The organism is Nocardia sp. NPDC004582 (genome assembly GCF_053602115.1).
Genome location: NZ_JBSGCY010000015.1, coordinates 50,546 through 76,675, shown reverse-complemented (window position 1 = coordinate 76,675; position 26,130 = coordinate 50,546). Strand labels below are relative to the sequence as shown.

22 protein-coding genes and 2 pseudogenes are annotated in these 26,130 nt (G+C 67.8%); 11 read left to right on the top strand and 13 right to left on the bottom strand.

The window, feature by feature from the left end:
• Positions 1-449: pseudogene (locus ACWELJ_RS07280) on the top strand (cutinase family protein); the annotation flags it as partial.
• Between the two features lie 355 nt (positions 450-804).
• Positions 805-1,545, top strand: a complete 741-nt coding sequence (locus ACWELJ_RS07275) for a hypothetical protein (protein WP_452365294.1) — start codon at positions 805-807, stop codon at positions 1,543-1,545.
• A gap of 61 nt (positions 1,546-1,606) precedes the next feature.
• Here ACWELJ_RS07275 and ACWELJ_RS07270 read toward each other — a convergent pair whose 3' ends face one another.
• The 4 genes from ACWELJ_RS07270 to ACWELJ_RS07255 all read right to left on the bottom strand — a co-directional run bounded on the left by ACWELJ_RS07270 (position 1,607) and on the right by ACWELJ_RS07255 (position 5,421).
• On the bottom strand, positions 1,607-3,070 hold the full coding sequence (locus ACWELJ_RS07270) for a glyceraldehyde-3-phosphate dehydrogenase (RefSeq protein WP_452365293.1): 1,464 nt from the start codon (positions 3,068-3,070) through the stop codon (positions 1,607-1,609).
• 175 nt (positions 3,071-3,245) lie between these two features.
• Entirely contained in the window at positions 3,246-3,512 is a 267-nt protein-coding gene (locus ACWELJ_RS07265; RefSeq protein ID WP_452365292.1) for a hypothetical protein, read from the bottom strand.
• 270 nt (positions 3,513-3,782) lie between these two features.
• On the bottom strand, positions 3,783-4,982 hold the full coding sequence (locus ACWELJ_RS07260) for a lipid-transfer protein (RefSeq protein ID WP_452365291.1): 1,200 nt from the start codon (positions 4,980-4,982) through the stop codon (positions 3,783-3,785).
• Entirely contained in the window at positions 4,975-5,421 is a 447-nt protein-coding gene (locus tag ACWELJ_RS07255; RefSeq protein WP_452365290.1) for a Zn-ribbon domain-containing OB-fold protein, read from the bottom strand. The genes ACWELJ_RS07260 and ACWELJ_RS07255 overlap by 8 nt, the downstream gene beginning before the upstream one ends.
• A 106-nt stretch (positions 5,422-5,527) precedes the next feature.
• Here ACWELJ_RS07255 and ACWELJ_RS07250 point away from each other — a divergent pair, with 106 nt between their 5' ends.
• Entirely contained in the window at positions 5,528-6,289 is a 762-nt protein-coding gene (locus tag ACWELJ_RS07250) for a GTP-binding protein (protein WP_452365289.1), read from the top strand.
• A 6-nt stretch (positions 6,290-6,295) separates the two neighbouring features.
• Here the strand turns inward: ACWELJ_RS07250 and ACWELJ_RS07245 are convergent, their stop codons facing one another.
• Entirely contained in the window at positions 6,296-7,030 is a 735-nt protein-coding gene (locus ACWELJ_RS07245) for a maleylpyruvate isomerase family mycothiol-dependent enzyme (RefSeq protein WP_452365288.1), read from the bottom strand.
• A 434-nt stretch (positions 7,031-7,464) separates the two neighbouring features.
• On the opposite strand from ACWELJ_RS07245, the gene ACWELJ_RS07240 reads away from it, so the two are divergent.
• Both ACWELJ_RS07240 and ACWELJ_RS07235 read left to right on the top strand, forming a co-directional pair.
• The gene (locus ACWELJ_RS07240; protein WP_452365287.1) at positions 7,465-8,124 is read left to right on the top strand and encodes a TetR/AcrR family transcriptional regulator; all 660 of its coding nucleotides are present in this window, start codon (positions 7,465-7,467) and stop codon (positions 8,122-8,124) included.
• Positions 8,125-8,176: 52 nt separating this feature from the next.
• Entirely contained in the window at positions 8,177-8,587 is a 411-nt protein-coding gene (locus ACWELJ_RS07235; protein ID WP_452365286.1) for a nitroreductase family deazaflavin-dependent oxidoreductase, read from the top strand.
• On the opposite strand, the gene ACWELJ_RS07230 is transcribed toward ACWELJ_RS07235, so the two are convergent.
• Together ACWELJ_RS07230 and ACWELJ_RS07225 are read right to left on the bottom strand one after the other, a co-directional pair.
• Positions 8,559-9,998, bottom strand: coding sequence for an acyl-CoA synthetase (locus ACWELJ_RS07230; protein ID WP_452365285.1), 1,440 nt, complete (start codon positions 9,996-9,998; stop codon positions 8,559-8,561). The genes ACWELJ_RS07235 and ACWELJ_RS07230 overlap by 29 nt on opposite strands.
• Positions 9,999-10,282: 284 nt before the next feature.
• Positions 10,283-10,705: a type II toxin-antitoxin system Phd/YefM family antitoxin gene (locus tag ACWELJ_RS07225; protein WP_452365284.1), complete on the bottom strand. Its 423-nt coding sequence runs from the start codon at positions 10,703-10,705 to the stop codon at positions 10,283-10,285.
• A gap of 267 nt (positions 10,706-10,972) precedes the next feature.
• On the opposite strand from ACWELJ_RS07225, the gene ACWELJ_RS07220 reads away from it, so the two are divergent.
• The 4 genes from ACWELJ_RS07220 to ACWELJ_RS07205 all read left to right on the top strand — a co-directional run bounded on the left by ACWELJ_RS07220 (position 10,973) and on the right by ACWELJ_RS07205 (position 16,981).
• Entirely contained in the window at positions 10,973-12,226 is a 1,254-nt protein-coding gene (locus ACWELJ_RS07220; protein WP_452365283.1) for a PucR family transcriptional regulator, read from the top strand.
• 140 nt (positions 12,227-12,366) lie between these two features.
• A complete protein-coding gene (locus tag ACWELJ_RS07215; protein ID WP_452365282.1) occupies positions 12,367-13,839 on the top strand; it encodes a class I adenylate-forming enzyme family protein in 1,473 nt (490 codons plus the stop codon).
• A gap of 8 nt (positions 13,840-13,847) precedes the next feature.
• Positions 13,848-15,563, top strand: coding sequence for a DUF3556 domain-containing protein (locus ACWELJ_RS07210; protein ID WP_452365281.1), 1,716 nt, complete (start codon positions 13,848-13,850; stop codon positions 15,561-15,563).
• Positions 15,560-16,981, top strand: coding sequence for a phytoene desaturase family protein (locus tag ACWELJ_RS07205; protein ID WP_452365280.1), 1,422 nt, complete (start codon positions 15,560-15,562; stop codon positions 16,979-16,981). The genes ACWELJ_RS07210 and ACWELJ_RS07205 overlap by 4 nt, the downstream gene beginning before the upstream one ends.
• Here the strand turns inward: ACWELJ_RS07205 and ACWELJ_RS07200 are convergent.
• Positions 16,978-18,324, bottom strand: coding sequence for a cytochrome P450 (locus ACWELJ_RS07200; RefSeq protein WP_452365279.1), 1,347 nt, complete (start codon positions 18,322-18,324; stop codon positions 16,978-16,980). The genes ACWELJ_RS07205 and ACWELJ_RS07200 overlap by 4 nt on opposite strands.
• A gap of 235 nt (positions 18,325-18,559) precedes the next feature.
• Between ACWELJ_RS07200 and ACWELJ_RS07195 the strand changes: the two genes are divergently transcribed.
• Complete coding sequence (locus ACWELJ_RS07195) at positions 18,560-20,113, top strand: acyl-CoA carboxylase subunit beta (protein ID WP_452365300.1); 1,554 nt, start codon at positions 18,560-18,562, stop codon at positions 20,111-20,113.
• 72 nt (positions 20,114-20,185) lie between these two features.
• On the top strand, positions 20,186-20,797 hold the full coding sequence (locus ACWELJ_RS07190; RefSeq protein ID WP_452365278.1) for a hypothetical protein: 612 nt from the start codon (positions 20,186-20,188) through the stop codon (positions 20,795-20,797).
• Positions 20,798-20,806: 9 nt separating this feature from the next.
• On the opposite strand, the gene ACWELJ_RS07185 is transcribed toward ACWELJ_RS07190, so the two are convergent.
• The 5 genes and pseudogenes from ACWELJ_RS07185 to ACWELJ_RS07165 form a co-directional block, all read right to left on the bottom strand.
• The gene (locus tag ACWELJ_RS07185) at positions 20,807-22,849 is read right to left on the bottom strand and encodes a M3 family metallopeptidase (protein ID WP_452365277.1); all 2,043 of its coding nucleotides are present in this window, start codon (positions 22,847-22,849) and stop codon (positions 20,807-20,809) included.
• A 262-nt stretch (positions 22,850-23,111) separates the two neighbouring features.
• Positions 23,112-23,393, bottom strand: a complete 282-nt coding sequence (locus ACWELJ_RS07180) for a thiocyanate hydrolase (protein ID WP_452365299.1) — start codon at positions 23,391-23,393, stop codon at positions 23,112-23,114.
• Between the two features lie 72 nt (positions 23,394-23,465).
• A complete protein-coding gene (gene scnC, locus ACWELJ_RS07175; protein ID WP_452365276.1) occupies positions 23,466-24,179 on the bottom strand; it encodes a thiocyanate hydrolase subunit gamma in 714 nt (237 codons plus the stop codon).
• A pseudogene (locus ACWELJ_RS07170) lies at positions 24,176-25,010 on the bottom strand (SH3-like domain-containing protein). Before ACWELJ_RS07170 ends, scnC begins: the two are co-directional and overlap by 4 nt.
• Positions 25,011-25,162: 152 nt before the next feature.
• Positions 25,163-25,981 (bottom strand): COG4705 family protein, encoded by an 819-nt coding sequence (locus tag ACWELJ_RS07165; protein WP_452365275.1) that lies wholly within the window; start codon positions 25,979-25,981, stop codon positions 25,163-25,165.
• Positions 25,982-26,130: the final 149 nt, after the last annotated feature.

Sequence of the window (26,130 nt, the reverse complement as noted above, 5' to 3'; positions counted from 1 at the left end):
GCCGCTCCCCCACCGACGCCCTGATCGGTCCGTCGGTGGCGGGCACCGGAGCCGGCGGCGCCCGGGCGGGCGGCTTCGGCTGGCTCAGCCCGCGGGTGCGCACCTTCTGCGCCGCGGGCGACCTGTACTGCTCGGTCCCCACCGATGATCTGGCGGGCCGCTCGGCCGGGCTGCTCACCCAGCTCACCGCCCAGGACCCCGTGCAGATCCCCAGCTATGTGCTGACGTTCCAATCCATCCTGGCCGAGGCTTTGGTCCAGGGCGGCACCGCCATCCTCAACGCCCCGGGCGACAACCCGGCGAGTGAGCAGTGGCTCAAGCAGGTCCAGGACTTCCTGGACTCGGGCGTGCACCAGTCGTATCCGCGCTATGTCGTCGACAGCAACGGCACCACCGCGACCGTCTGGCTGCGCAACTGGCTGGCCGAGACCGCGGGCGAAACGCACTGATCCCCTAGCGGTTCCGGTGGGCCGGACCCGCTAGCCCGGCCCACCACCCACCGATCGTTCCAACGCGCCGTGCAGCCATTGCTGCTCGGCGCCGGTCGTCAAGGCGCCCATCACTTCTCCGGTCCGGCTCCAGTAGCGCAGGATCCGTGCGTCGGAATCGACCGCGCCCGACAGTGGCCGCCCCCTCGAATCCGAAGGACCCAGCACCCCGGGCACCCGGGTCAGGCGCGAGTCACATCAGTGAGCGCACTCCGAAAAAATCGGAAACAAGTTCATTTAAAAACAGCCCGGCCGGTACCCCACTCGAGGTACTTTCCTGCCGAGTCCGTCACCGGACCGGAAGGGTTGAAACACAGTGTTCATTGGGCAAATCGGGTCGACCGCGATCCTTGCGGCCGGAGATTCGGCCGACTCCTCCGGCTTCTCCGCCGGCAGCCTCCTGATCCCAGCGGCCGGCGTGGTCCTGGTCATCGTGGGGCTCGTACTGCGCAACCGGTCGAAGGCGACCCCCGCCGTCGCGGCGGGCGAGGGCGGCACGCCCGCCCAGGCCGCGTCCTCGGGCCTGCCCAAGCACACGGGCACCATCGTCGCGGTCGCCGGCATCCTGATCCTGGCGCTCGGCCTGGTCGCGGGCCTCACCAAGTCCGGCGCCATCTCGGCCAAGGATCCCGAACTGGCCGTGGGCAATTGCGTCACCGCGACCGACTACCGCGGCGCTCAGATCGGCAAGATCAAGCCGACCGCCTGCGAGGACAACTCCGCGGTCTACGAACTGGCCGCCTCGGTGAAGAACGGCGCCACCTGCCCCGACGGCAAGCTGCGCGACGCGGGCTACTTCGTGCTCACCAACGGCAACAGCTCGCTGTGCTTCGCCCCCAACGTCAAGGTGGGCAGCTGCTACAGCATGCAGCCCGACGTCAACCAGATCGCGCCCATCGACTGCGCGGCCAAGAACGGCACCGCCATCACCGTGCAGATCGGCGGCCGCTTCGACGGCACCACCGACACCAACCAGTGCGCCATCCCCGCCGGCGCGACCGTGACCCCGCAGCCCGCCCGCGTGGTGTGCTGGCAGCCGGTCACACCGGCCAGCTAGTCGACACCCAGCGAAGGGCCCCGGCGGTCACACCGCCGGGGCCCTTCGTCACATCCGGGGACTAGCCCGCCGCGACCGCGACGCTCTCCGCGCCCACGCGCGGGTAGGTCGGGTACTCGATGCCCGAGATGTACTGCACGGTCCGCACGACCTGGCAGGAGTAGCCGAACTCGTTGTCGTACCAGAGGTAGAGGATCGCGGTGTCGCCGTCGACGATGGTGGCGTTGGCGTCCACGATCGAGGCCGCGCGCGAGCCGATGAAGTCACTCGAGACCACATCGGTGGCCGCGGTGAAATCGAGGTTGCGGCTCAACGGACCCGACAGCGACATCTCACGCAGGTACTCGAGCACCTCGTCCTTGGAGGTCGCCCGCTTCAGCTGCAAGTTCAGGATCGCCACCGAGACATCCGGGGTGGGAACGCGAATCGAGCTGCCGGTGATCTTGGCCGAGAAGTCCGGCATGGCCTTCTTGACCGCGGACTGCGCGCCGGTCTCGGTCAGCACCAGGTTGAACGGCGCGGAACGGCCGCGGCGGTCGGAGCTGTGGTAGTTGTCCAGCAGGTTCTGGTCATTGGTGAACGAGTGGACGGTCTCCACGTGGCCGCGCACGATGCCGAACTCGTCCTCCATCGCCTTGAGCGGCGGGACGATCGCGTTGGTGGTGCAGGACGCGCACGAGTAGATCGTCTGCGACAGGTCCAGCTCACGATGGTTGACGCCGTGCACGATATTGGGGACGTCACCCTTGCCGGGCGCGGTCAGCACGACCTTCGAGATGCCCGGGCGCAGGTGCTGTTCCAGGCCCGCGCGGTCCCGCCACTTACCGGTGTTGTCGATCAGGATCGCGTTGTCGATCCCGTACTCGGTGTAGTCGATCGAGGTCGGGTCATTGCTGTAGATGAACTTGATGGCATTGCCGTTGGCGATGATCGTGTTGTTCTCGGCGTCGACCTTGATGGTGCCGTTGAACTGGCCGTGCACCGAGTCGCGGCGCAGCAGCGATGCCCGCTTGACCAGGTCGTCCTCGCCGCCCTTGCGGACCACGACGGCCCGCAGCACCAGGCCGTTGCCGGAACCGACCTTCTCGATGAGCAGCCGCGACACCAGCCGGCCGATGCGGCCGAAGCCGTACAGCACGACATCGCGCGGGCCCTGCGCCTCGGCCTTGTTGTCGCCGGTGACGTCGGCGAGCACGTCGGCGGTGAACTCGGGGACCGACAGGCCGCGCTGGTCGGCGCGGTAGGCCATCACCAGCCGGCCCAGGTCGATCTTGCTGGGGCCCAGGTCGAGCGTGCGCAGCGCCTCCAGGAAGGGCAGCGTCTCGTCGATCGACAGTTCCTCGCCCTCGATCTGCCGCGCGAACCGGTGGGTTCGCAGGATGCTGATCACCGACTTGTTCACCAGGGACCGGCTGTGCAGCAGAATCGTCACCCCCTTGTCCCGATACAAGCTGCCGATGATCGGAATCATCGCCTCCGCCGCAGCCTCGTGAGCGTTCCAGCGGTCAAGATGGTCGGTAGTCAACACAAGTCCTCGGGGTTTCCTAGATCTGCACGTGCTGACGATGCTATCCAGCCCCGAAGTCGCACAATCCTCGGCTACCCGCATGTGAGATCCACGTCGCGTTCGGGAGGGGTGCGAGCATCACCACACGCGGCGGCCGCCGGACGGGTCGCGCCCCGCGACCGCCGCCGCCTCGCTACTGCGAGGACAGTCCGGCGGACAGGGTGCTGATCACCCCGTTGGCGTATCCGCCGCCGAACGCGCTGCCCAGGCCCGCGCCCAGGGCGGTGAGGCCCACCGACCCCGCGCCCACCATATTGCCCAGCTCCGAGGCCGAACCGGACGTGACGGGCAGGTCCACCGGAGCGGCCGGGGTCAGCGGAATCCCGTCCGCCGCAGCGGTTCCGACGCCCGCCCCGAGCAGAGCACAGGACGCGATGCCCACAAGAATCGTTCGTTTCATAAACTGTCCCTCTTATCCAGGTTGCCGAAGCGGGTGCAGTAGTCCCCCACTCCGCGGGCCAGAGCATATGAAATATCCGTTATTCAGATGAGTGTTTTGGACCGTTTGGTATCCGTGCCACAACGGATCTCGAACCCGGATCGAAATTCTCCCGATTAGCGAATAGATCGCCAGCGACACGAAAACGGCCCGCCGGTACCTACCGGCGGGCCGTTCCATTCGGGACTACGAAATCGGATCAGCTCCGATACCGCAGCGCCGCAACGTGAATCATCGAGTCACGATGGTTGCCGAACCGTGGCCGAACAGGCCCTGGTTCACCGCGATTCCGGCGCGGGCGTTCTCCACCTGACGGCCGTCGGCCTGCCCGCGCAGCTGCCAGGTGAGCTCGCAGATCTGGGCGATGGCCTGGGCGGGAATGGCCTCGCCGAAGCAGGCCAGACCGCCGCTGGGGTTCACCGGGACGCGGCCGCCCAATGTGGTCGCGCCGCTGCGCAGCAGCGCCTCCGCACCGCCGACCTCACACAGCCCGATGTCCTCGTACCAGTCCAGCTCCAGGGCGGTGGACAGGTCGTAGACCTCCGCGAGCGACAGGTCCTCGGGGCCGATACCGGCCTCCTCGTACGCGGCGAGCGCGAGGGAGGACCGGAAGGTGTGCGGCGGCGCCTCGACGGCCAGGGCCGAGTCGGTCGCGAAGTCCGGCAGGTCGAGCACGGTCTTCGGGAAGACCGGGGTGACCGTCGACAGGGCGCTGATCCGGACCGGGTCGGCGATGCCGTGCTTGCGCGCGTAGTCCATCGAGGTCAGCACCAGGGCCGCGCCGCCGTCGCTGGTGGCGCAGATGTCCAGCAGCCGCAGCGGATCCGAGACAATGGCCGAGGCGGCGATCTCCTCGACCGACACCTCCTTGCGGTAGCGCGCGTACGGGTTGTTCAGGCCGTGGCGGGCGTTCTTCACCTTGACCGCAGCGAAGTCGTCGAGCGTGGCGCCGTGCAACGCCATGCGGCGGCGGGCGTACAGCGCGAAGTAGATCGGGTTGGTCGCGCCGAGCAGGTGGAAGCGCAGCCAGTCCGGGTCGTCGCGGCGTTCGCCGCCGACCGGCTGGAAGAAGCCCTTCGGGGTGGTGTCGGCGCCGATCACCAACGCCACGTCGGTGAGCCCGGCCAGGATCTGGGCGCGCGCGTTGGCGATGGCCTGCGCACCGGAGGCGCAGGCGGCGTAGCTGCTCGAGATACGCGCACCCGACCAGCCCAGCGCCTGGGCGAAGGTCGCGCCCGCGACGAAGCCCGGGTAGCCGTTGCGGATGGTGTCGGCGCCGGCGATGTAGCCGACGTCCTCATGCTCGATTCCAGCGTCGGCGAGCGCGGCGCGGGCGGCGACCAGTCCGTATTCGACGAAGTTGCGTCCCCACTTGCCCCACGGGTGCATACCCGCGCCGAGGACGGCGATATCGCGATTCGTGTCAGTCATTGACCGGCCTCCACTTCCACACCGTGTGCTCCGCCTCGTCGTCCTCGTACAGGGTGCCGACGGCGAGTTCGACGGGCATGCCCACGGCCAGGTCGTCGACGGTGAACCCGCGCACCACCTGTCCGAGAATGACCATCTTCTCGACCTCGAGCTCGACGGCCGCGATCACGTACGGCTCGAACGGGTCACCCGAGACATACGGGGCGGGCGGCTTGTACCGGGCATCCGCGTACGACCAGATCCGGCCACGCGTGGAGAAGAGGTAATCCTCCAGCTCGGAGCCATCTTTCGGGCCCGCGCACCGGGGGTTCCGGCAGGCGAGGGTGTTCTTCGGGAAATACGGTGTGCCGCACTCCTTGCAGCGGCTGCCGCGCAGCCGCGCCACACCGTCATCCGCAGTGAACCAGTCGGCCACGGCGGGGCGTTGTTCTTTCTGCACAAGCCCGACGGTATAGGAACACGTTCTACTTTGGGGGCGAATTCCCCACGCGCGATCCACCCGCGGAGGTACGGTGAACCCTCGGATTGAGGAGTAACCCACCGCGATGGCCACCAAAGCTATTGACCCGCAGTCGATCCGCAACGTGACGCTCATCGGCGACCCCGCCGGCACCACCCGACTGCTGCACCGTCTGCACGGCTCCGCCCACCCCGGCCCCGAGCTGCGCTGGTCCGCCGACCGCGCCGATCACACGATCCGCCTGGCCGAGGTCTCCAGCCACGCCCCCATCCCGATCCTGCAACGCGCCATCCGCGTCGCCGACAGCGTCATCGCCGTCGTCGACGCCGCCGAAACCAACGCGCCCCGGCTCGAGACGATCCTCCAGATCGCCGACGACCACCAGGTCGCCCGGCTCTGCCTGGTGACCTCGCTCGACCACCCGGCCGCCAACTTCCCCCGCTGCCTACGCACCATCGCCGACACCCGGGGAGCCGTCCCGCTGACCCTCCAGCTCCCGATGGGGACCGGACCCGCCTTCGAAGGCGTCATCGACCTGCCGGGGGTGTGGGCCCTGGAACCCCTGGCCGCCGAAATCTACGGCCCGCATTGGCAATCCGCCGAACACGGCTACCGCGCACTGGTCCGCACCCTGACCGAGGACGCCGCGGACGCGGCTCCGAGCGAGATCACCCCCGACCGGCTGCACCACCGCATCCGCTCACTCACCCGCCTCGGCGACGTGGTCCCGGTCCTGTGCAGCGCCGCACCCCGGAGCAACGACACCGCACCCCTGCTCGACGCGATCGTGCGCTACCTGCCCTCCCCGCTCGACGTCTGCCAACCGGAGCACGCGCTCGATTACTGATCCCGGTCAGATCCAGACCGGTGCGACCGGAACCGTGTCGGCGCCGTCGGCCGCCAGATCGGTGTTCGCAGCGGGCACGCGGCCGCTGAGCCAGGCGAGCAGGTCGGCCTGGGTGCCGATGACGCCGATCCGGTCGCGGGTCTCCGGGGTGCCGGGATCGCGAGCGAACCCACTGTCGGTCGCCCGCAATCGCAGCGCGGGACAGTCCGCGCCGCGCCGATCGAGGGCGTCGGCGATGTCGTCGAGAATCCATCGAGCCGCGGCGACGGGAATATCCGAGAAGGCATACCCCGCGTCGAGATCGACATGATGGATCTCCAACTCGCGCAGTCGCATCGGGATCAAGGTCTCCGCCGTTCGCGACTCTCCGGTGCGCGTCCGGACCGAGCGCCGCCACCCTTCCTCCGGCAGAGCGCGCACCGCGTCGGCGAACCGAACACTGTTGTCGGCCAGGTCCGCCACCAGCTCAGCGACCGAACGTTCCGCACCCGCCTCGATTTCGGCGGCCCGCGCCTCCATACTCGGATATTGCGGGACCTCGATTCCGGTACGGGCCCAACTCAACAGCCGCATCAAACTGTCGCCCGCCCGGCAGATATGGGTGATCACATGTCCTCGCGTCCACGGCGGGATCAGCGTCTCGGCGCGAACCTGATCGTCGGCGAGCCGCTCGACCGTCGCGACGAATCGTTCGGTCGACGCCGCGATCGGCTCCAGCCATCCGGCACCCGCATACGACACGTCTATTCCTTCTCTCCACCCGCGCCACGAACTGAACTATCCAGGCTGCCTCGATAGCCTTGCCCGCCAGTCACTTTGCCCGCGGCCACCGCATCCGGTCAAGGCCGGGACAAACAATATATTTGCCGAGTCGAAACCTACGCGGACATATCGTATTTCAGATGCGAAGTACCGAATCCTATTGATATTCGAACAGTAATCAGCTGTTTCGAGAATTGCGCTCAGCGATGACAAGGACATGCGAACCGCGCATTCGGCACGACGTCGCACCCGCGCGAGCAATTGGGCTCGCGATACCACCGGGGGCGAGGGCGATCCACTCGCCTGTTGACGACCGGCTGTCGGGAAGGCGTCGCGAATCCTGCTAACATCGCAGGTCGATAGGCGAATTGGCGCCGATCGGCCGGAGCGGCGACAGTCGGAGAGGTGAGCTCGTGGGCGACGCCCGGACCGAACGATGGGCCGAACATCGGGCGGAGATGCGTCGCAAACTGGTCGAGGCGGCGATCCGCGCCATCGAGGCCGAGGGCCCGCAGGCCAGCATGCGCGCCATCGCGGCGGAGGCGAAGGTGCCCAAGCCGACCCTCTACCGTTTCTTCACCGACAAGTCCGAATTGGCGGTGGCCATCGCCGATCGCGCCAAGCAGGACATCGTGCGCGGCCTGACCGAGGCCCGGCGGCGGCCGGCCGACAGCCCGGCGGGTGTACTGCACGCCGCACTGACCGGCTACGCGACCTTGATCGTGGAACATCCGAATATCGCGAGGTTCCTGTTCCTGGGTGCGGAGAACCCCGGGGTGAAGGCGCTCGAGAACTGGCAGGCGATCCGCACCGAGGTCGCCGGCCTGATCACCTATCTCATCGAATCATCTGGCGCCACAACCGAAATCGACGCGGACCTGTACGCGTCCATGGTCGTGGGCAGTGTCGAAGGCGCCGCCGATTGGTGGGCGCGGCCGACCCAGCTCGCCGGGTCGGCGCAGGAGTTCGTGAGCCGTGTCGAACCGGCGGTGCGCGCGATCATCGAGATCGCCGCGGCCGCCGCCGGGGCGGCCATCGATTTCGACGAGCCGATCGCCGGCGCGACACCCTGACGTCTGCTACCGTCGGTATCTCATACCAGCGGTTCGTAGAAGCGAGAGAATCGTGTCGAACTCCCCCACCCCGGCCACCGCCACTCGCGCACTGCCTCGGGCCCTGGCCCGTTTCAACCGGCGCGTCACCAATCGGATCCAGGGCGCCTGGTCCCCTTACCTGCCGCCGTGGGCGGTCATCCTGCACACCGGACGGAAATCCGGAAACCTCTACGCGACACCGGTTCTCGCCTTCCGTCAGGGCGACCGCATCGCCATCGGACTGCCCTACGGACCGAAGACCCAATGGGTGGCGAATCTGCTTGCGGCACAAGGCGGCCGGATCCGGCGCGCCGGGAAGACCCTGACCATCGCGGACCCGCGCGTGGTGGACAGCCGCGAGCCGCACCTGCCGTTCGGCGCCAAGGCGCTCGGACGGCTCACCGACCACGTGCTCATCGTGAGGATCGCCGGGAATCCGTAGCGTTGTCGCCGAGCAGCTTCTTCTGCACCTTGCCCATCGCATTACGCGGTAGTTCGTCGACGATCTCGATGCGCCTGGGGCGCTTGTGCCGCGACAGCGTCCTGCCGACGAACTCGATGGCGTCCCGGCGATCGGGCACCTCGCCCACCACATAGGCGACGATCCGCTGCCCGAGATCGTCATCGGGCTCCCCGACCACCGCCGCCTCCCGGATTCCGGGGTAGGACAGCAGCGTCTGTTCGATCTCGCCCGCCCCGATCCGGTATCCGCCGGATTTGATGAGGTCCACCGACTCCCGGCCGACGATCCGGTGGAAGCCGCCCGAGTCCACGACGGCGATGTCACCGGTCCGGAACCAGCCGTCCGCGGTGAACGATCGCGCCGTGGCGTCGGGGCGGTGGAGATAGCCGTCGAAGACGGTCGGGGCCGACACCTCGAGCGCACCCAATGTCTCACCGTCCGCCGCAACGGGATCGCCCTCGGTGTCGACCAGCCGGGTCCGGACCCCGGGTAGCGGGGAGCCCACCCATCCGGGTCTGCGTTCGCCGCCGGAACAGGCGCTGACCGTGATCAGGGTTTCGGTCATCCCGTACCGTTCCACCGGCGCGGAACCGGTCAGCTCGGCCAGCCGCGCGAAGACCGCGGCCGGCAGTGGCGCGCTGCCGGAGACCAGCAGCCGGGCCGAGCCGAGCGCCCGGGCGGCGTCCGGCTGTTCACACACCCGCGACCACACGGTCGGCACCCCGAAATACAGCGAACCACGCACTGCCGCATACGCTTCCGGAGTCGGCCGCACAGTGTGCACGAGCGGGGATCCGATGCGCAGCGCGCCGAGGACGCCCAGCACCAGGCCGTGGATATGGAACAGCGGCAATCCGTGCACCAGCGTATCGGCGGCGGTCCATTCCCACGCCGACGCGAGTCCGTCCAGGCAGGCGGCGATCGCGGCGCGGGTGATCGGAACGCCCTTGGGCAAACCCGTTGTCCCCGAGGTGTAAAGGATCAGGGCGACAGCGGAGGACGCCGGTTCCGGGGGCACGTTCGAGGAGCGTGATCGGGTGTCGAACGCGACGACCGGCAGCCGGACATCGCCGGGCGCGTCCCCCAACCAGAGGGTCGCGGCGGAGTCGGCGAGGATGTGCGAGCGCTCGCCGATGCCCGCATCGGCGGGGATCGGGACGGCGGTCACTCCGGCCAGCAGACATCCGACGACGGCGACGACGGTGTCGATCGTCGCCGCGGCGGTGAAGGCGGCTCGGCCGGCGCCCTGGATCCGGTCCGCCACCGCGGCGGCGGCGGCGAGCAGATCCGCTCGCGACATCCTGTCGGCCCCGATCGTGATAGCGGCGGCCAGATCCGGTGCGCTCGGGTCGGACAGTGCGGTGAGCAGCGGTGCGTGAACGTCTTGCACGGAAGTCCTCTCGTCGCCGAGTCAGGCTACACCTCAGTACCTACACATAAGTACACATGCTGTCACCTCACACCTCCCTTGTGCGCACCGCACGAGCGGACGGTCAACTTCGTGCGCTCCGCCCATACGACGAAAAGCGTTGCCCACCTAGCGTATTGAGCATCACTCCCAGCGACGCGAAGGGTGCGGACCCGTGCTCGAGGTAATCCGGATTCTCGTCCCCCTCTTCCTGCTCGGCCTGAGTCCGATCTGGATTCCGGCCTGTGTCGAGGTGGTCGGCCGGATCAACGACAGACGCCGGCTCCGGGAACAACAGCGCGCCACGGAGACGGAGTCCTGACGGCCGCGAGCTCGGGAAGCGACCGCCGCACCCAGTCGTACGGCGCGATCACCGCTTCGACATGGGCGGCCGAACCGTCCTTGAACAAGGGACCGTACTGCTTCTGGATGAGTGTGTGCTGTCCGGACGCGTGCGCGGCGGTGCGAACGGCCCGCAGCCCGCTGCGCACATCCGAGGCGGCCCGGGCACGCCGATCGACCTCCGCCACCGGCACATTGACGCAGCCCGTCAGCCATTGCGCCGCCGACAGCAGCACCGCCTCGGGACGTCCGTGGCGCAGGATGACGAACGCCTCGGCGCCCGTGCGGACCGCCGCCAGCACGACGCGCCAGCTGGCGCGCAGCTCCGCTGAGTCAATGGTCTTCACCGTTCTCCTGACCGGCTCGGTCCGAATCGGGTTCCCACCCTAGGACCGCGTCGAGCGCCCCGGCCATATGCGGCCATCACGAAATTCACCGTCTCGATTGTTTTCCCGGGACAACCGCAGAAGGCATTGATACCCTCAGTATGCGATACCGTCGGTAGCACCGCGCCACCAGGGCGGAAGCCGTCCGAGAAAGAGGACCGACGGTGACTTCGGAACCCGATATCACCGGCGCGCGGAGTCGTGCGACCAACAGAGGGGAACGACTGATTGGGCGAGCACCTGTCGGAAATACTGCCCGCGCTGACGCGCGAGATCATGGACCGCCGTGCGGAATTCGCGCTCGACCTGACCGCGGCCACCCGGTCCCAGATCAGCGCCCTCGATCGGGACGCGCGCATGCGCACGCTGCTGGAAGCCAGCATCACCGAGAACATCGTCGCGGTCATGCAGTTCCTCGGCAGCGCCGACGCCGACGAGCCGGGGCAACCGCCGCCGAGCGCGCTGGCCTACGCGCGGTTGCTCGCCCAGCGCGATGTACCGCTGGCCGCCCTGATCCGGGCCTACCGGATCGGGCACACCCGGCTGCTGGACGTGGCCATGGAGCACGTCCTGCGATCCGCGGGACCGGACAGCGGCGTCGCGATCGTGCATCTGGTGAATCGATCGGCTCGCTACGTCGATCGGGTGTGCGAGGCCGTCACGCACACCTACGACGAGGAACGCGCCCGCTGGGTCGACAGCCGGGTCGGATTGCGTCGGCAGTGGGTGGAGCGCGTGCTCGACGGCAGCTCGACCGACCCGGCCGAGGCCGAGGAGCTCCTCGAATACTCGCTCACCACCACGCATATCGCGGCCGATGCCTGGGTGGAGCCCGGCGTGCGGTCCACCGATGCGGTGACGGTGTTCGACGATCTGTGCACGGTATTGCGCTCCGCCCTGGGCGCGACCGGCCGCCCGCTGCAGGTGCCGATCGACGACCGGGAGGTGCGGCTCTGGTTCGCCGTGCCCGCCGCGGACGATCCCGATATCGGCGCGATCGATCGCGCGCTGGCGGATTTCGAGGTACCGGTGCGAGTAGCGCTGGGAACACCGCGTCCCGGCGTCACCGGCTTCCGGCGCAGTCTCGCCGAGGCGGACCGCGTCCGGGAGCTGTCTCTGGCAGCCGGGACCGGCATCCCCCGGGCCGTCGGCTACCACCAGGTCACCGTGCTCACGACGCTGATCGATGACATGGAATCGCTGCGCTGCTTCGTCTTTCGCTGCCTGGGACAGCTCGCGGAGGATTCCGAGCGGGCCGGCTGGCTGCGGGAGACCCTGCGGATATTCCTGCTGCACAACCGGAGCTACGCGGCCGCGGCGGGTTCGATGACCATGCACCGCAATACCATTCAGTATCGCGTCCAGCACGCGCTCGATCTGTGCGGTCACACCTTCGACGACCCCGGCCGCACCCTCGACCTGCAGGTGGCGTTGCACGCCACCCATTGGCTGGGTTCGGCGGTGCTGCGACCGCCCGCGTAATTCGGTTTCAGCGCACGAGAACCCGGCGAATCTTCGGGCTGGTGGCCCGTGGCGCGGGACACAGTCCGGCTCCTACCTTGACAGCTGTAATTCGCGTCTCATCAGGGACGAATCGGCGCCGACAGGTCCAGGAGCCCATCATGCATTTCGCCGCGCTACCCGACGTGCGAGCAGCACAAGTACCGGACGGCCCCTGCCTGGCCGACGACTCGGGCGCGGTCACCAACGCCGAGTTCGCGGACCGGGTGCGCGCCTACGCGCACCGCCTGGCCGAGGCCGGAGTCGGCGCCGACGACATCGTCGCGATCATGCTGCCCAACCAGACCGAACTCGTCGTGGCCATGTTCGCGATCTGGCGGCTCGGGGCCGCGGCGACACCGGTCAACCCCTGGCTGACGGCCGAGGAGGCGCAGTATCAGCTCGACGACGCCGGAGTCCGCGCGCTGATCTGCGGCGACGGCACGGCCCCGGAGATCACCGCGCCGACCCGGATTCCGGTGTCGGACCTGAACGGCCACCGCAGCGCGGACCTGGTCGTCGGGCCGGGCGAATTCTCCGATCAGGCACTGGCCCTGGTCATCTACACCTCGGGCTCCACCGGGCGCCCCAAGGGCGTCGAACTGACCCACGCCGGCATTCTGGGCGAATGCGTCGCCCTGGGGGTGATCACGGCGACCACCGCCGCGGACCACAGCCTGCTGATCCTGCCGCTGTTCCACGCGAACGGCATCATCGCCGGAACCCTGACACCGCTGCTGAGCGGCGCGCAGGTCACGATCACCGGCCGGTTCCGCCCGCACACCTTCTTCGACCTGGTCGAGCAGGTGCGTCCGACCTTCTTCTCCGGGGTGCCGACGATCTTCAATCTGCTCACCACGCTCCCCGAGGAGCACATACCCGACACCTCGTCCCTGCGATTCGCCGCCTGCGGCGCCGCGCCGATGACCGCCGAAGCGATCGAGCGCTTCGAAACCCGTTACGGTGTCACGATTTGCGAAGGCTACGGCCTGTCGGAGGCGACGTGCGCGAGCACCGTCAACCCCCTGCACGGCGTCCGTAAACCCGGCACCGTCGGGCTGCCGCTGCCCGGCCACGAGATCGCGATCCGCGGCGCGGACGGCGCCTTCGTCACCGACGGCTCGGCCGGCGAGATCCTGATCAAGGGGCCGATGGTGATGCGCGGCTATCTCGGGCGGCCCGAGGCCACCGCCGAGACCATCGTCGACGGCTGGCTGCGCACCGGCGACGTGGGCCGCCTCGACGAGGACGGCTACCTGATCATGGTCGACCGGATCAAGGACATGATCATCCGCGGCGGCGAGAACATCTACCCGAAGGAACTCGAAACGGCGCTCATGCTGCACCCGCGGGTCCTGGAGGCGGCCGTCGTCGGCCGGGCCGACGAGACCTACGGGGAGGTGCCGGTGGCCTTCGTCGCGTTCCGCGACAGCGCCGGCGTCGCGGCCGGCGAACTGGCCGACCACATGCGCGATTCGATGGCCAAGTTCAAGATCCCCGCCGACTTCATCACAGTGGACTGGCTGCCGCGCAACCCGATCGGCAAGATCGACAAGCCCGCCCTGCGCGCGCGCCTGTCCGGGCTCGCCGGTTAGACCCGGACATGGGATTCCTGGCGCCGGATTTTCCGGACATCGACCAAGCCCGCTGGCAGGCCCTCCCGCGCACCGAGAAGATGCGCGTCATGTCGGTGCACTGGGCCGAACACGGTTTCGGCACACCGTGGGGCGTCTTCCCGCTGTATCTGCTCAAATGCGCCCTCTATGTCGCCGGGGCGGCGCTGATGATCGGCCTGACCCCCGGCTTCGGGGGCATCGGCCGGATCGCCGAGTGGTGGACCCAGCCGCTGGCCTATCAGAAGCTGATCCTCTGGACCCTGTTGTGGGAGATCGTCGGCCTGGGCTGCGGATCCGGGCCACTCACCATGCGATTTCTGCCGCCGATCGGCGGCATCCTGTACTTCCTGCGCCCCGGTACGGTACGGCTGGCGCCCTGGCCCGGCCGGGTGCCGTTCACCCGCGGTGATCGCCGGGGCGTGGCCGATGTGCTGCTCTACGCCGTCGTGCTGGGCTCCGGAGGCTGGGCCTTGGCAAGCGGGGCAACCGATTCCGGCGGCGTGGACGTGCGCGCCGCGGCCGCGTTGCTGACCGCGCTCGGGCTGCTGGGGCTGCGCGACAAGACGGTCTTCCTGGCGGCGCGCGGTGAGCATTACGCCCTGGCCGTGGTGGTGTTCTTCTTCTCCCCCGCCGACCAGATCATCGGCTGGAAGCTGATCATGCTGGCGCTCTGGTGGGGCGCGGCCACATCCAAGCTCAACCACCATTTCCCCTTCGTGGTGTCGGTGATGATGAGCAACAGCCCCGTCATGCGCCTGAAGTGGCTGCGGCGCAAGATGTATCGCGACTTCCCCCATGACCTGCGCGCGTCCCGGCTGCCGTTCACGCTGGCGCACCTGGGCACCGTGATCGAGTACGCGATTCCCGCCTACCTGGTGTTCTTCGGCCACGGCGGGACGGGGACGTGGGTCGCGATCATCGCGATGGTGATCTTCCACCTGCACATCATCTCCACCGTTCCGATGGGCGTGCCATTGGAGTGGAACATCTTCTTCATCATCAGCATCGTGTGGTTGTTCGGGCACTGGGCCGCGGTCAGCGTCTTCGACCTGAGTTCGCCGGTGCTCGGGATGATCCTGCTGCTCGCGCTGGTGCTGGTGCCGGCGATCGGAAACGTGAAACCGGAATGGGTGTCGTTCCTGCCGTCGATGCGGTATTACGCCGGCAACTGGGCCACCAGCACCTGGATGTTCCGCGGCGACGCCGAGCAGAAGCTGGATCGGTCCGTGACGACCGGCTCCGCCTCGATGGCCGAGCAGTTCACCAAGCTCTACGGGCCGCACGGCATGGACCTGATGCTCACCAAGGGCATGGCCTGGCGCGCGATGCACCCGCACGGCCGCGCGCTCAACACGCTCGTCGAACGGGCCGTCGACAACCTCGACGACTACGCTCTGCGGGACGGCGAAACCGTCGCCGGTACCGCGGTGGGCTGGAACTTCGGGGAGGGACACCTGCACAACGAACAGTTGCTGGCCGCCCTGCACCGGCGCTGCGGCTTCGAACCGGGAGAACTGCGGGTGGTCGTGCTCGAGTCGCAACCCATCCATCGGCAGCGTCAGCGGTACCGGATCGTCGACGCGGCAACGGGTCTCGTCGAAACCGGCTACGTGCGCGTGGCCGACATGATCGCCCGCCAACCCTGGCCCGATCCATCGAACCCGGTTCCGGTGCGGGTGCTGCCGCCGGGCGCGAGCCGATGACCACCGCGATCGTGGTGGGCGCGGGACCCAACGGCCTGGCCGCCGCACTCACCCTGGCCCGCCACGGCGTCGCGGTCACGGTGCTCGAAGGAGCCGCCGAGATCGGCGGCGGCACCCGCTCGGGCCAGCTGACCCTGCCCGGACTGCTGCACGACCACTGCTCGATGGCCCACCCGATGGCAGTCGGCTCACCGTTCCTCGCGGGCATGGACGCCACCCGGTACGGATTGCGCTGGGGGCGTGCGCCCCTCGACTGCGTCCATCCCCTCGACGGCGGCACGGCGGGGGTACTGCACCGCTCCGTCACGGCCACCGCGGCCGGTCTCGGCGCCGACGGTAAAACGTGGCGGCGGCTGTTCGAGGCCTCGGCGCTGCACTACGACGAGCTCGCCACCGACTTCATGCGGCCCTTGCTGCGAGCACCCTCGCATCCGATCCGATTGGCGCGCTTCGGTATACCGAGTCTGGTCCCGGCCGCGCTGCTCGCCCGGCTGTTCCGCACTCCGGAGGGCGCGGCGCTGTTCGCGGGCAACATGGCGCACGGGTGGCAGCCGCAACACCGCGTGCTCTCCGCCGCGATCGGGCTCGGCATCACCGTGGCCGGGCACCGGCACGGCTGGCCGGTCGCCATCGGCGGTTCCCGCACGATCACCGATGCGATGGCCGCGGCGCTGCGGGAAGCCGGCGGCGTCATCGAGACCGGCGCCTGGATTCGTTCGGCGAGCCAGCTGCCGCCCGCGGACCTGGTGTTGTTCGACCTGGCGCCCACCGCGGTCGCCGATATTCTCGGCGACCGGCTGCCGCCCCGCGCGGCGCGGGCGTACCGGCGATATCGCCACGGTCCGGCCGCCTACAAGATCAGTCTCGCGGTCGAGGACGGCATCCCGTGGACGAACGCGGCCGCCCGGCGCGCGGGCAGCCTGCACGTCTGCGGGAGCACCGCCGAGGTCCTGGCCGCCGAACGCGACATCCACCGCGGGCGCATGCCGGAACGACCGTTCCTCGTGGTCGGACAGCAGTACCTGGCCGATCCCGGGCGCTCGGCCGGCAACAGACATCCGATCGACCTGTACGCGCATGTGCCGCAGAACTATTCGGGCGACGCGACCGACCTGATCCTGAACCAGGTGGAGCGCTTCGCGCCGGGATTCCGCGACCGCGTCCTGGCCGCGACGATCACCGGTCCGGCGGCGTTCGCCGACTACAACCCCAACTACGTCGGCGGCGATATCCTCACCGGCGACAAGAACATTCGCCAGCTCGTCTTCGGTGGTCCGCGAATCACGCTGCGGCCGTATCGGATCGCCGAGGGGCTGTACCTGTGTTCGGCCGCGGTGCCACCGGGTCCGGGCGCGCACGGCATGAGCGGCCACAACGCCGCCCTCGCCGCTCTCGCCGCCCTCGGGAATCGCGGCTAGGCCGCCTCGTCGCCGCTCACCGCGCGGACTCGCCGACGCAGCACGACACGACCGCCCCGACCGGGCGCGAACGCCACCCCGCGGTCGTGCCACTTCTCGTCCAGATCCCGCGTCGGCTCCAGCTCGAAATCCCGGAGCAGACAGCGCAGGACGACCTTCATCTCCATATTGGCGAACTCCGCCCCGATGCACCGGCGATAGCCGCCGCCGTAGGGCAGCCAGGTCGTGAAATCGGGCTTGCCGCCCTGATAGCGATCGGGATCGAAGACGTGGGCGTTCGGGTAGAGCCGCTCGTCGAAATGCATCAGTCCGATCCCCACCAGGACGCGGCATCCTTCGGGAAGCACCCACGGGCCGAGTTCCATGCCACCGGCCCGCACCTGGCGGCCGGTGCCGCCGATGACCGGCCGCACCCGCTGTGTCTCCCAGATCGTGGCCTGCAGCAGTTCACCCGCACCGGAGTCGATTTCACCGGCCAGGCGGGTGAGGATCGCCGGATGGCGGCGCAGGCGTTCCACCGCCCACGCCAGGGTGGTCGCCGTGGTCTCGTGCCCCGCGGCGAGCAGTGTCAGCAGCTCGTCGGCGATATCGCTGTGCGACATCGCGGTCCCGTCGTCGTAGCGGGCCCGCAGCAGCAGCGACAGGATGTCGTCGCGTTCCTCCAGGGCCGGGTCGGCCAGCGTCCGGCCGATCACGCCGGCGATCAACTCGTCGTATTCCCGGCGCAGGGCGGCGAAGCGGACGGCCGGGTTGAATCGGCTGCCGCCCAACGGTAGTCGCGGCAGCACCGCCAATCGGGACGCCAGCACGACCAACGGCGGCATGATCTCGCGTAACCTGTCCAGTTCGGGCCCTTCGGCGCCGAATACCGTGCGCAGGATCGCGTTCAGCGTGATCCGCATCGTGGACGGCTGGATCGCGAACTCGACGCCGTCCGGCCAGCCGGCGGATTCCCGCAGGAATTCCTGCTCGATGACGTCCTCGTAGACCCGCATCCGCTTGCCGTGCAACGGCGGTGACAGCAGCCGCCGACGACGCCGGTGCGGCTCCTGGTCGAGATTGAACAGCGAGCCCAGGCCCAGCACTCGCCCCAGATTGGGATCGGCCTTGCCCGCGATATCGGGTCCCGCGGCGAGCAATTGCCGCGCCAGCGCGGGGTCGGCGACGACCACGACCCGGCCGTACATCGGCACGGACACACTGAACACCGACCCGTAGCGCCGCCAGGCGCGTTCGAGCGCTCGGCGCCGGCCGGTGAAATACAGCAGGGTCTGCAGCACGCTGGGCAGCTCGGGCCCGGGCGGCAGGACAGCGATCGCGCCATCGGTCACGGTGGGGCCCATGGGAACACTCCGTTCGACATCGACTGCGAGAGAACAGCTCTGGAGCCGACCCCTCGCGGACAATCCTGGCACCGTCGGTATGCGATACCAACGGTAGCAATACTCCACCGCCGACCCAGACAGCGTCAAGACCCGGATGACCGAAGCGCCGACGGAAATCTGGGCGCCCGTTTTGTGCCGTTACCGCTTAACCTCGCTGGAGCACAATCGTTTGGCTGAGAAGGTGGCAGATAGCGTGATCGGTACCCGGGCGAAGCTCGATGAACTGGCCAAGATCCTGGAGATCGCCGCGGAGCCCGCGGGCGAACCCGGCATCGCCAAGCGATCGAAGAAGGGCATTCCGAGTGTCCGGCAGCGGGTGAACATGCTGCTCGACCCGGGGACGTTCATCGAGACCGGTGCGCTGGCTCGCCAACCCGGTCAGCCCGACGCCTTCTACGGCGACGGACTGGTCACCGGTCGCGGGCTGATCGGGGGACGTCCGGTCGTGGTGATCTCCCACGATCAGACCGTGTACGGCGGCTCGATCGGCGTGACCTCCGCGCAGAAGTTCATGCGGGCACTGCAATTCGCGTTCGACAACGCGTGCCCGGTGGTGACGATCAACGACTCCGGTGGTGCGCGCATCCAGGACGCGGTGGGTTCGCTCGCCTCGTTCGGCGATATCTCCCGGGTGCTCGAGAAGCTGTCCGGCTATGTGCCGCAGGTGTCGATCATTCTCGGGAAGTGCGCCGCCGGATCGGTGTACGGGCCCATCAATACCGATGTGCTCATCGGTACCAAGGATTCCTACATGTTCGTCACCGGGCCGGACGTGATCAAGGCCGTCAACGGTGAGGATGTCAGCGCCGAGGAACTCGGTGGCGCCGAGGTGCAGGCCGAACGCGGCACCCTGCATCACGTGGCCGAGACCGAGGAAGACGCCTACCGGTGGGCTCGCGACTACCTGAGCTACATGCCCACGAGCTGCCTCGAACAGCCGCCGATCATGAATCCCGGTCTGGAACCGGAGATCACGGCGCACGACCTCGAGCTCGACACGATCATCCCGGACTCCGATCGCGCCGGGTACGACATGCACGAAATCCTGTTGCGCATCTTCGACGACGGCGAATTCCATGAGATCCGTGCGGCATTCGCCCCGAATCTGATCACCGGATTCGCTCGCGTCGACGGCTATCCGGTCGGCGTCATCGCGAATCAGCCGCTGGTGCTGGGCGGTTCGATCGACGCCGCCTGCTCGGACAAGTCGACCTATTTCATCCGGTTGTGCGACGCCTTCAACATTCCGCTGGTGTTCGTCGCCGACACTCCGGGCGTGCTACCGGGTCTCGCGGAGGAAGCCAATGGCGTGATCATCCGCGGCGGCCGCGTCCCGCGGGCGATCATCGAGGCGACGGTGCCGATCATCAACCTGGTGGTGCGCAAATCCTACGGCGGCGCCTACGGCATGATGGCCTGCCGCCAGGTCGGCGCGGATTTCAGCTTCGCCTGGCCGACCGCGCGGATCGCGGTCATCGGCGCCGAGAGCGCGGTCGACCTGCTCGGCAGGCGGCAGCTGGCGGCGATGCCGGAGGAACATCGCGCCGCCGCACGCGAATTCATGATCAACCAATACAACGAGACCGTCGCCACCCCGTGGATCGCCGCCGAACGCGGATACATCGACGCGGTCATCGAACCCTCCCGCACCCGCCTGGAAATCCGCCACGCGCTGCGGCTGTTGCGTGACAAACCGCCGATCAAGCCGGAATTCAATCCCCGCAAGCACCCCCTGTACCCCATGTGATCGCACCGAACACGGCGGGCCATTTCTGCGTAGGCTGATATCGGATCCGCCGTGTTCGAAGAAAGTACGACCATGCGTAGAGCAACGGCGCTCTTCGCCGCATTACTGATGTCCCTCCTCACCATCGCCTCCGCGACGATCGCACAGGCTGGAGCCGACAGCTGCGTCGGCGACTGGTCCATCGGAATCGGCGGTTCGGGCGACAGTATCCATTCGGTGTTCGCTCCCTTCGTCGACCAAGCGATCGGCTACGAATCCACCGATTCGCTCCCGGCGATGTACGAACTCGACCGGCTCTTCTGGTCACACCGCGCCGAATGTCCGAGCGACCACATCCGGTTGATCGGACACAGCGAGGGCTCGGCCATCATTCATGCCTGGATCACCGCCCACCCGAATGTCGCCGATACCAACGCCATCCTGCTCGCCGACCCCAAGCGCGCTCCGGGGCCGGGTGACGCCGGATTGTCGGCGACTCCCGGCAACCTGGTTCTCGGTTATCCCCTCGCCGGCGTCGACGACTGGTTCGGCACCGTCCCGGTCCTCACCGTCTGCAATCACGACGACCAGATCTGCGACACCTCGGCCGGGTGGTGGGGTTACGTGTTCGCGGCCGCCCACGAACGCTACGACTTCGACGTCCACGACTACGGCCGGTGGGATTCCGGCGTCTGGTACCGCTGATCGCCGCGGTCAGACGGTGAGCCCCCGCCGGGTCAGCAGGGGTTCGATGACCGGTGGGCGGCCGCGGAAGGATTCGAAGGCCGCCAGCGGGTCGACCGAGCCGCCGCGGGAGAGCAGCTCCTGGCGGAACGCCTCGCCCTTGTCGCGGATGGACGCGGCATCGTCCTCGAACCAGGTGACGGTGTCCGCGTCCAGTACCTCACTCCAGATGTAGGAGTAGTAGCCGGCCGCGTAACCACCCGCGAAGATGTGCGAGAAGTAGGCGGTGCGGTAGCGCGGCGGGATCGCGGCCACGGCGACGCCGGCCTTGTCGAGGGCTTCCGCCTCGAAGGCTTCGGCCTCGACGCCGTCGGCGGCCCCGGAGGGCAGGCGGTGCCAGGCCCAGTCCAGCAGCGCGGCCGCCAGGTACTCGACCGTCCGGAAGCCTTCGCCGAATTGTCCCGCCTCGAGCATGCGCTCGACCAGCTCGGCGGGCATCGGCTCCCCGGTCTCGACGTGCTTGGCGTAGTTGGCCAGCACCTCCGGGCGGGCCATCCACATCTCGTTCACCTGCGATGGGAACTCGACGAAATCGCGGGGCACCGCCGTGCCGGAGAAGAACGGGTACCGCACAGTCGAGAACAACCCGTGCAGCGCGTGACCGAACTCGTGGAACAGGGTGCGCACATTGTCCCAGGTGAGCAGGGCCGGTTCACCTTCCGGCGGCTTCACGATATTGAGGTTGTTGACGACCACCGGCCGCGTGCCCAGCAGCGTGGACTGGCTGACCAGGCTGTTCATCCACGCGCCGCCCCGCTTGGACGGGCGGGCGAAGAAGTCGCCGAGGAACAAGCCCAGCCCGGAGCCGTCGGCGTCGAAGACCTCGAACACCCGGACTTCGGGGTGATAGCCGAGCAGATCCGGGCGCTCCTGGAAGGTGACGCCGTACACCTCGCCGGCCGCGAAGAAGACGCCGTCCCACAGCACGCGTTCCAGTTCGAAATACGGGCGTAGGGCCTCGGCGTCGACCGAGAACTGTTCCGCGCGAATCCTTTCCGACCAGAACTGCCAATCCCAGCATCGCAGTTCCGCCGAGTCCCCGGCCGCCCGCACGGCCGCGGTGATGTCGGCCTGTTCCCGCTCGGCATTGGCCACCGCGGGCGGAACCAGCTGCGCCAGCATCTCTTCCACCGCGGCCACCGTCTTGGCGGTCTGATCCTCGACCACGTACGCCGCATGATCGGAGTACCCCAGCAGCGCCGCCCGCTCGGCCCGCAACCCCGCCATCCGCACCGCCAGCTCGGCATTGCCGCCGGCCTCGCCGAACCCGCGTCCCAGGGACGCCGTCATCATGCGCTTCCGCACGTCCCGGTCGGCCAACTCGGCCAGCACCGGCTGGTTCGACACGTTCTGCAGGCTCAAGGCCCACGACCCGGCATGCCCGAGGGCGGCCGCGTTCTCGGCCGCGGCCGCCACCGCGGCGTCCGCCAGCCCCGCCACCTGTTCCTCCCGGTCCAGAATCAGCGTCGCGGCATTGGTGTTCGCGAGATTGTTCTTCTTGAACAGCGTCGCCGCCGAAGCGAGCTCGGCGTTCAACTCCCGCAACCGGGCCTGCTCCCCCGCATCCAGCCGGGCTCCCGCCCGCACGAACCTCAGCCGATACCGCTCCAGCAGCCGCAGCCGCTCCGCATCCAGCCCGAGCGCCTCCCGCCGCTCGTACAGCCCCTCGACCCTCCGGAAAAGCTCCCCGTCGAGCAGAATCGAATCCTCGTGCGCCGCCAGCCGAGGCGAAATCTCCGCCTCGATCGCCTCGGTCCGCTCCGTCGAATCCGACGACGCCACATTGAAGAACACCCGCGACACCCGCCCCAGCAGCTGGCCCGACAGCTCCAGCGCCTCAACGGTATTCGCGAACGTCACCTCCCCGTCCCCCGCCGTGATCGCCGCGACCTCCGCCAGCTGCTCCGCCATCCCCCGCTCGAACGCGGGCAGATAATGCTCGTCCCCGATCTCCGCGAACTCCGGAAGCTCATACGGCAGCGCACTGCGCTCAAAGAAGGGATTCCTCGACATACGCGCCACCCTACGTACTACCTACCCCGGCCGCCCATCCGTAAGTAGTCGACCAGCGGAAATACCGGAAACTACGGATTCCTCCCGGGCGCGGACACCGCACTATGGATATCAGCAAGTACTTGGCAACACCGTCACCCCCATTCGGCGGAATCGCCCGACAGATCTCGCCAACGACGTCGAGATCAGGCTCGAAGAAGCGCCGCAGTCGTCCGAACCAACCGAATGGGGTTGTCACACACCCTCAGCTCACCCTCCGTGATCAGGCTTCCAGTCTGGCTCGGATGGTGGCGAGGCGTTCCCGGAGTTCGATTTCGTCGATGACGCCGCGGGCCACCAGCGAGTGCGCCAAGGCGACGAGCTGATTCTCCGGATACGGCAGGTCGGCGTAAATGGTCGCCGACAGCGCGTCCTCTTCGTCCCGGCGTTCCTGGAAATCGGGGACGTTCGCCGCGCAGGCCGCGCGGTCCAGGGCGTCGCACAGGCCGTCCAGGCTCGTCTTCCAGGGCGGCACCGGATTGGTGACGCCGTATTTGGCGGCCATCCGGGGCCAGACCTGGTTCCGTTCCACGATGCCGCGCAGCGACGAGATCTCTTCGGTGCTCACGATGTCCTCTCAGTCCACCGGATGAATGGCCGGACGCGTATCGGTGATGACATTGCTCGTCACACCGACCTTGGGCAGTGCGACACCGATCAAACAGTCCCGCGTGACGATGTCGGCGAGCCGGTCCTCATCCCAGCCATTGGTGCCCTCCGGCCGCATCGGCATCACCATGAACCGGTGTTTCTGGTTGGAGTCCTGCACTCGCACCGAAACACCTTCGGGCAATTCGAGACCGAATTCCGACAGCACCTGGCGCGGCCAGCGGACCAGCCGACGCCGATAGTTGGGCGTGCGATACCACTCGGGGGAATTGCCGAGAATCGGCCGCGGGTAGCACGAACACAAGGCGCAGACGATCACATTGTGCACGGTCGGGGTGTCCTCGAGAATCTCGAATGCGGTGAAATCGCTGGGTGTTCCGAAGCCGGTGGGTTCCAGCCAGTCGACGCCGACCTCCCGGCTGGCGGTCATCGGTTCCGCGAGCGCGAGTGCCTTGAATTCGGGATCGAGCCAGGCCCGGGCCACCAGGTGCGCGGCCGGGGTGGGCCCGATCTGCTCGGCGAATTCGGTGAAGCGGCGATGCTCCTCGGCCGTGAAGATGCCTTTTTCGATGCACAGTTCGCGTAATGCGATCTCCAGGACTTCGAAGTCGGTTATCTCATCGACCATCGGCGCCACCGTGCGCGCATGGTCGTGATCGTGGTCGTGATCATGGCCGCTCATTCGATCCCTTTCAGCCAACGCTCGGGCAGCTCGGTTTGCAGGGTGTCGCTCTTCGTTCCGGTGTAGCCGTACCACAATTCGGAGAGATCGAACCGAACGACATAGAACCACTCGGGTTTCGCGTCCGGCCGATCCCAGGTTTCATCCTCTGCCGCCGGGCTTTCATAAGCGACAGAAGCGATTTCACCTCTCGCGCCGCGCACGTACTCCGGCGTCCGGGTGTAGAACAGGGCCGGCAGTTCGCGCACCATCACGGCATCGCCGACCCGGAATCTCGGTTCCCCGGCCCGTCCCGCGAACACCTGCGGATCACCCTTACCGACCGCCTCGACATGATGCCGGTTCCGTGCGACCCCTGAACCGTCCCCTTCGAACTTGGGGCGAGCCTCGATGGGCCTGCCATGGAGACCACCCGCATAACGGTCCTGGACCTCGACCATCCGCTCGCTCGGTGAGACCGATGTGATGCTTCTCGACCAGCACCCGCGCCACGGCCAGCAGCCAGCGAGCGTAATACGGAATCCCCAAATAGATCGCGCGACCAACGTCGACATTGCCCATCCGGCGCCGCTCCTCCGACAACCAGATCCCCCGCCAAGCGAGCACCTCGCAAATCACATAGGTGTTGTGCTCCCACCCCTCGTACTGCTTGTTCTCGTACTTCATCGGCGCGTCCGGCTCCCCACCCACGTCATGCACCGTCTTCATATAGGCGGCGAGGTGCTCGTGGTCCACGAGATCAGGGGTCGGAGCATCCGGAATTTCGGAAAAAGAGGATTTGAGGCGAGCAACCAGATCCAGCTGGGCTGCCCGCTCCGCTGCAGTGCTCATCACGGCTCCCTTCCTCGACGGATAGCAAACCAACGCCACATTCAGGCCGCACCGCATCAGGTGTAAAGGGAGCGGGAACGCTCGCAGACGACGGCGCCCCACACAATCCCAGGTTACATCCCACGCCCCTCCACCAACTCACCTCGTCGAGGTCAGACGTTGTCGAGCACCTCGGTGGCCTCGACGGTGGCAGCCTGCTTCCCGCGAGTGTGGCTGTAGCCGTAGATGATCCCGGCAACGAGGATCGTGAGCAGGGCGGCGGAAGTTCCCCAGGTTCCGAACCCGAGCCCGCCTTTGGCGTGAGGTTTGGACAACAGGTCGCCGACTGTGGCGCCGAGAGGACGGGTCAGGATGAACGCGAGCCAAAACAACAGCACGCCGGAGATACGGGTCATGTAGTGGGCGGCGAGAATGGCAGCCATGATCGCGGCGATGAGTGCCGCGCTGCCCCAGTAGCCCAGGCCGGAGCTGTCGGAGAGATAGTCACCCAGGGAGGTGCCGAGGGTGTTGGACAGCAGAATCGCTGACCAGTACAGGATTTCGGCCCGCGGACTACTGATGCTGGTGACGTCATAGCTTTGGCCGGTGAATCTCCAGACGGCGAAAACGATCAGCAGACCGGAGATGAGGATGACCGCGCCTGTGCCATAGCCGAGGCCGCCGTCGGTGGAGGTGCCCGAGCCGGGCCCGCGGTTGAGGAAGTCGGAGATCGTGGTGCCGGCGGTACTGGTCGCGGCGATCACCGTCCAGTACAGGGCCGGATGGAAGCGGCGAGCTCGGAGCTGGGCGAACAAGCTGACAGCGAAGACGGTGAGGAACAGTACCGACGCGGCGGCGTAGCCGAGGTTCAGGGTTTGCGCGAGAAGATCGCCGCCGGTTTCGCCGAGCGTTGTCGCGGCTATCTTGAGTACCCAGAACAGGGCAGTGACCTGAGGGAGCTTGTAGTCGGTGCGGGTGGGCGCGGAGGCCATGCTGGGGTTTCCCTTCCCGGTGGGGCCGTCGGATCGAGTCGTAGCGGAGTTTGCCCGTCGACCGCTGAGAACACGCTGAGATCGGTCCTCCACTCGGGACCGGATGGTCGATGGCGACAATCCAGACAAAGCGGTGATGCACAGGCGGC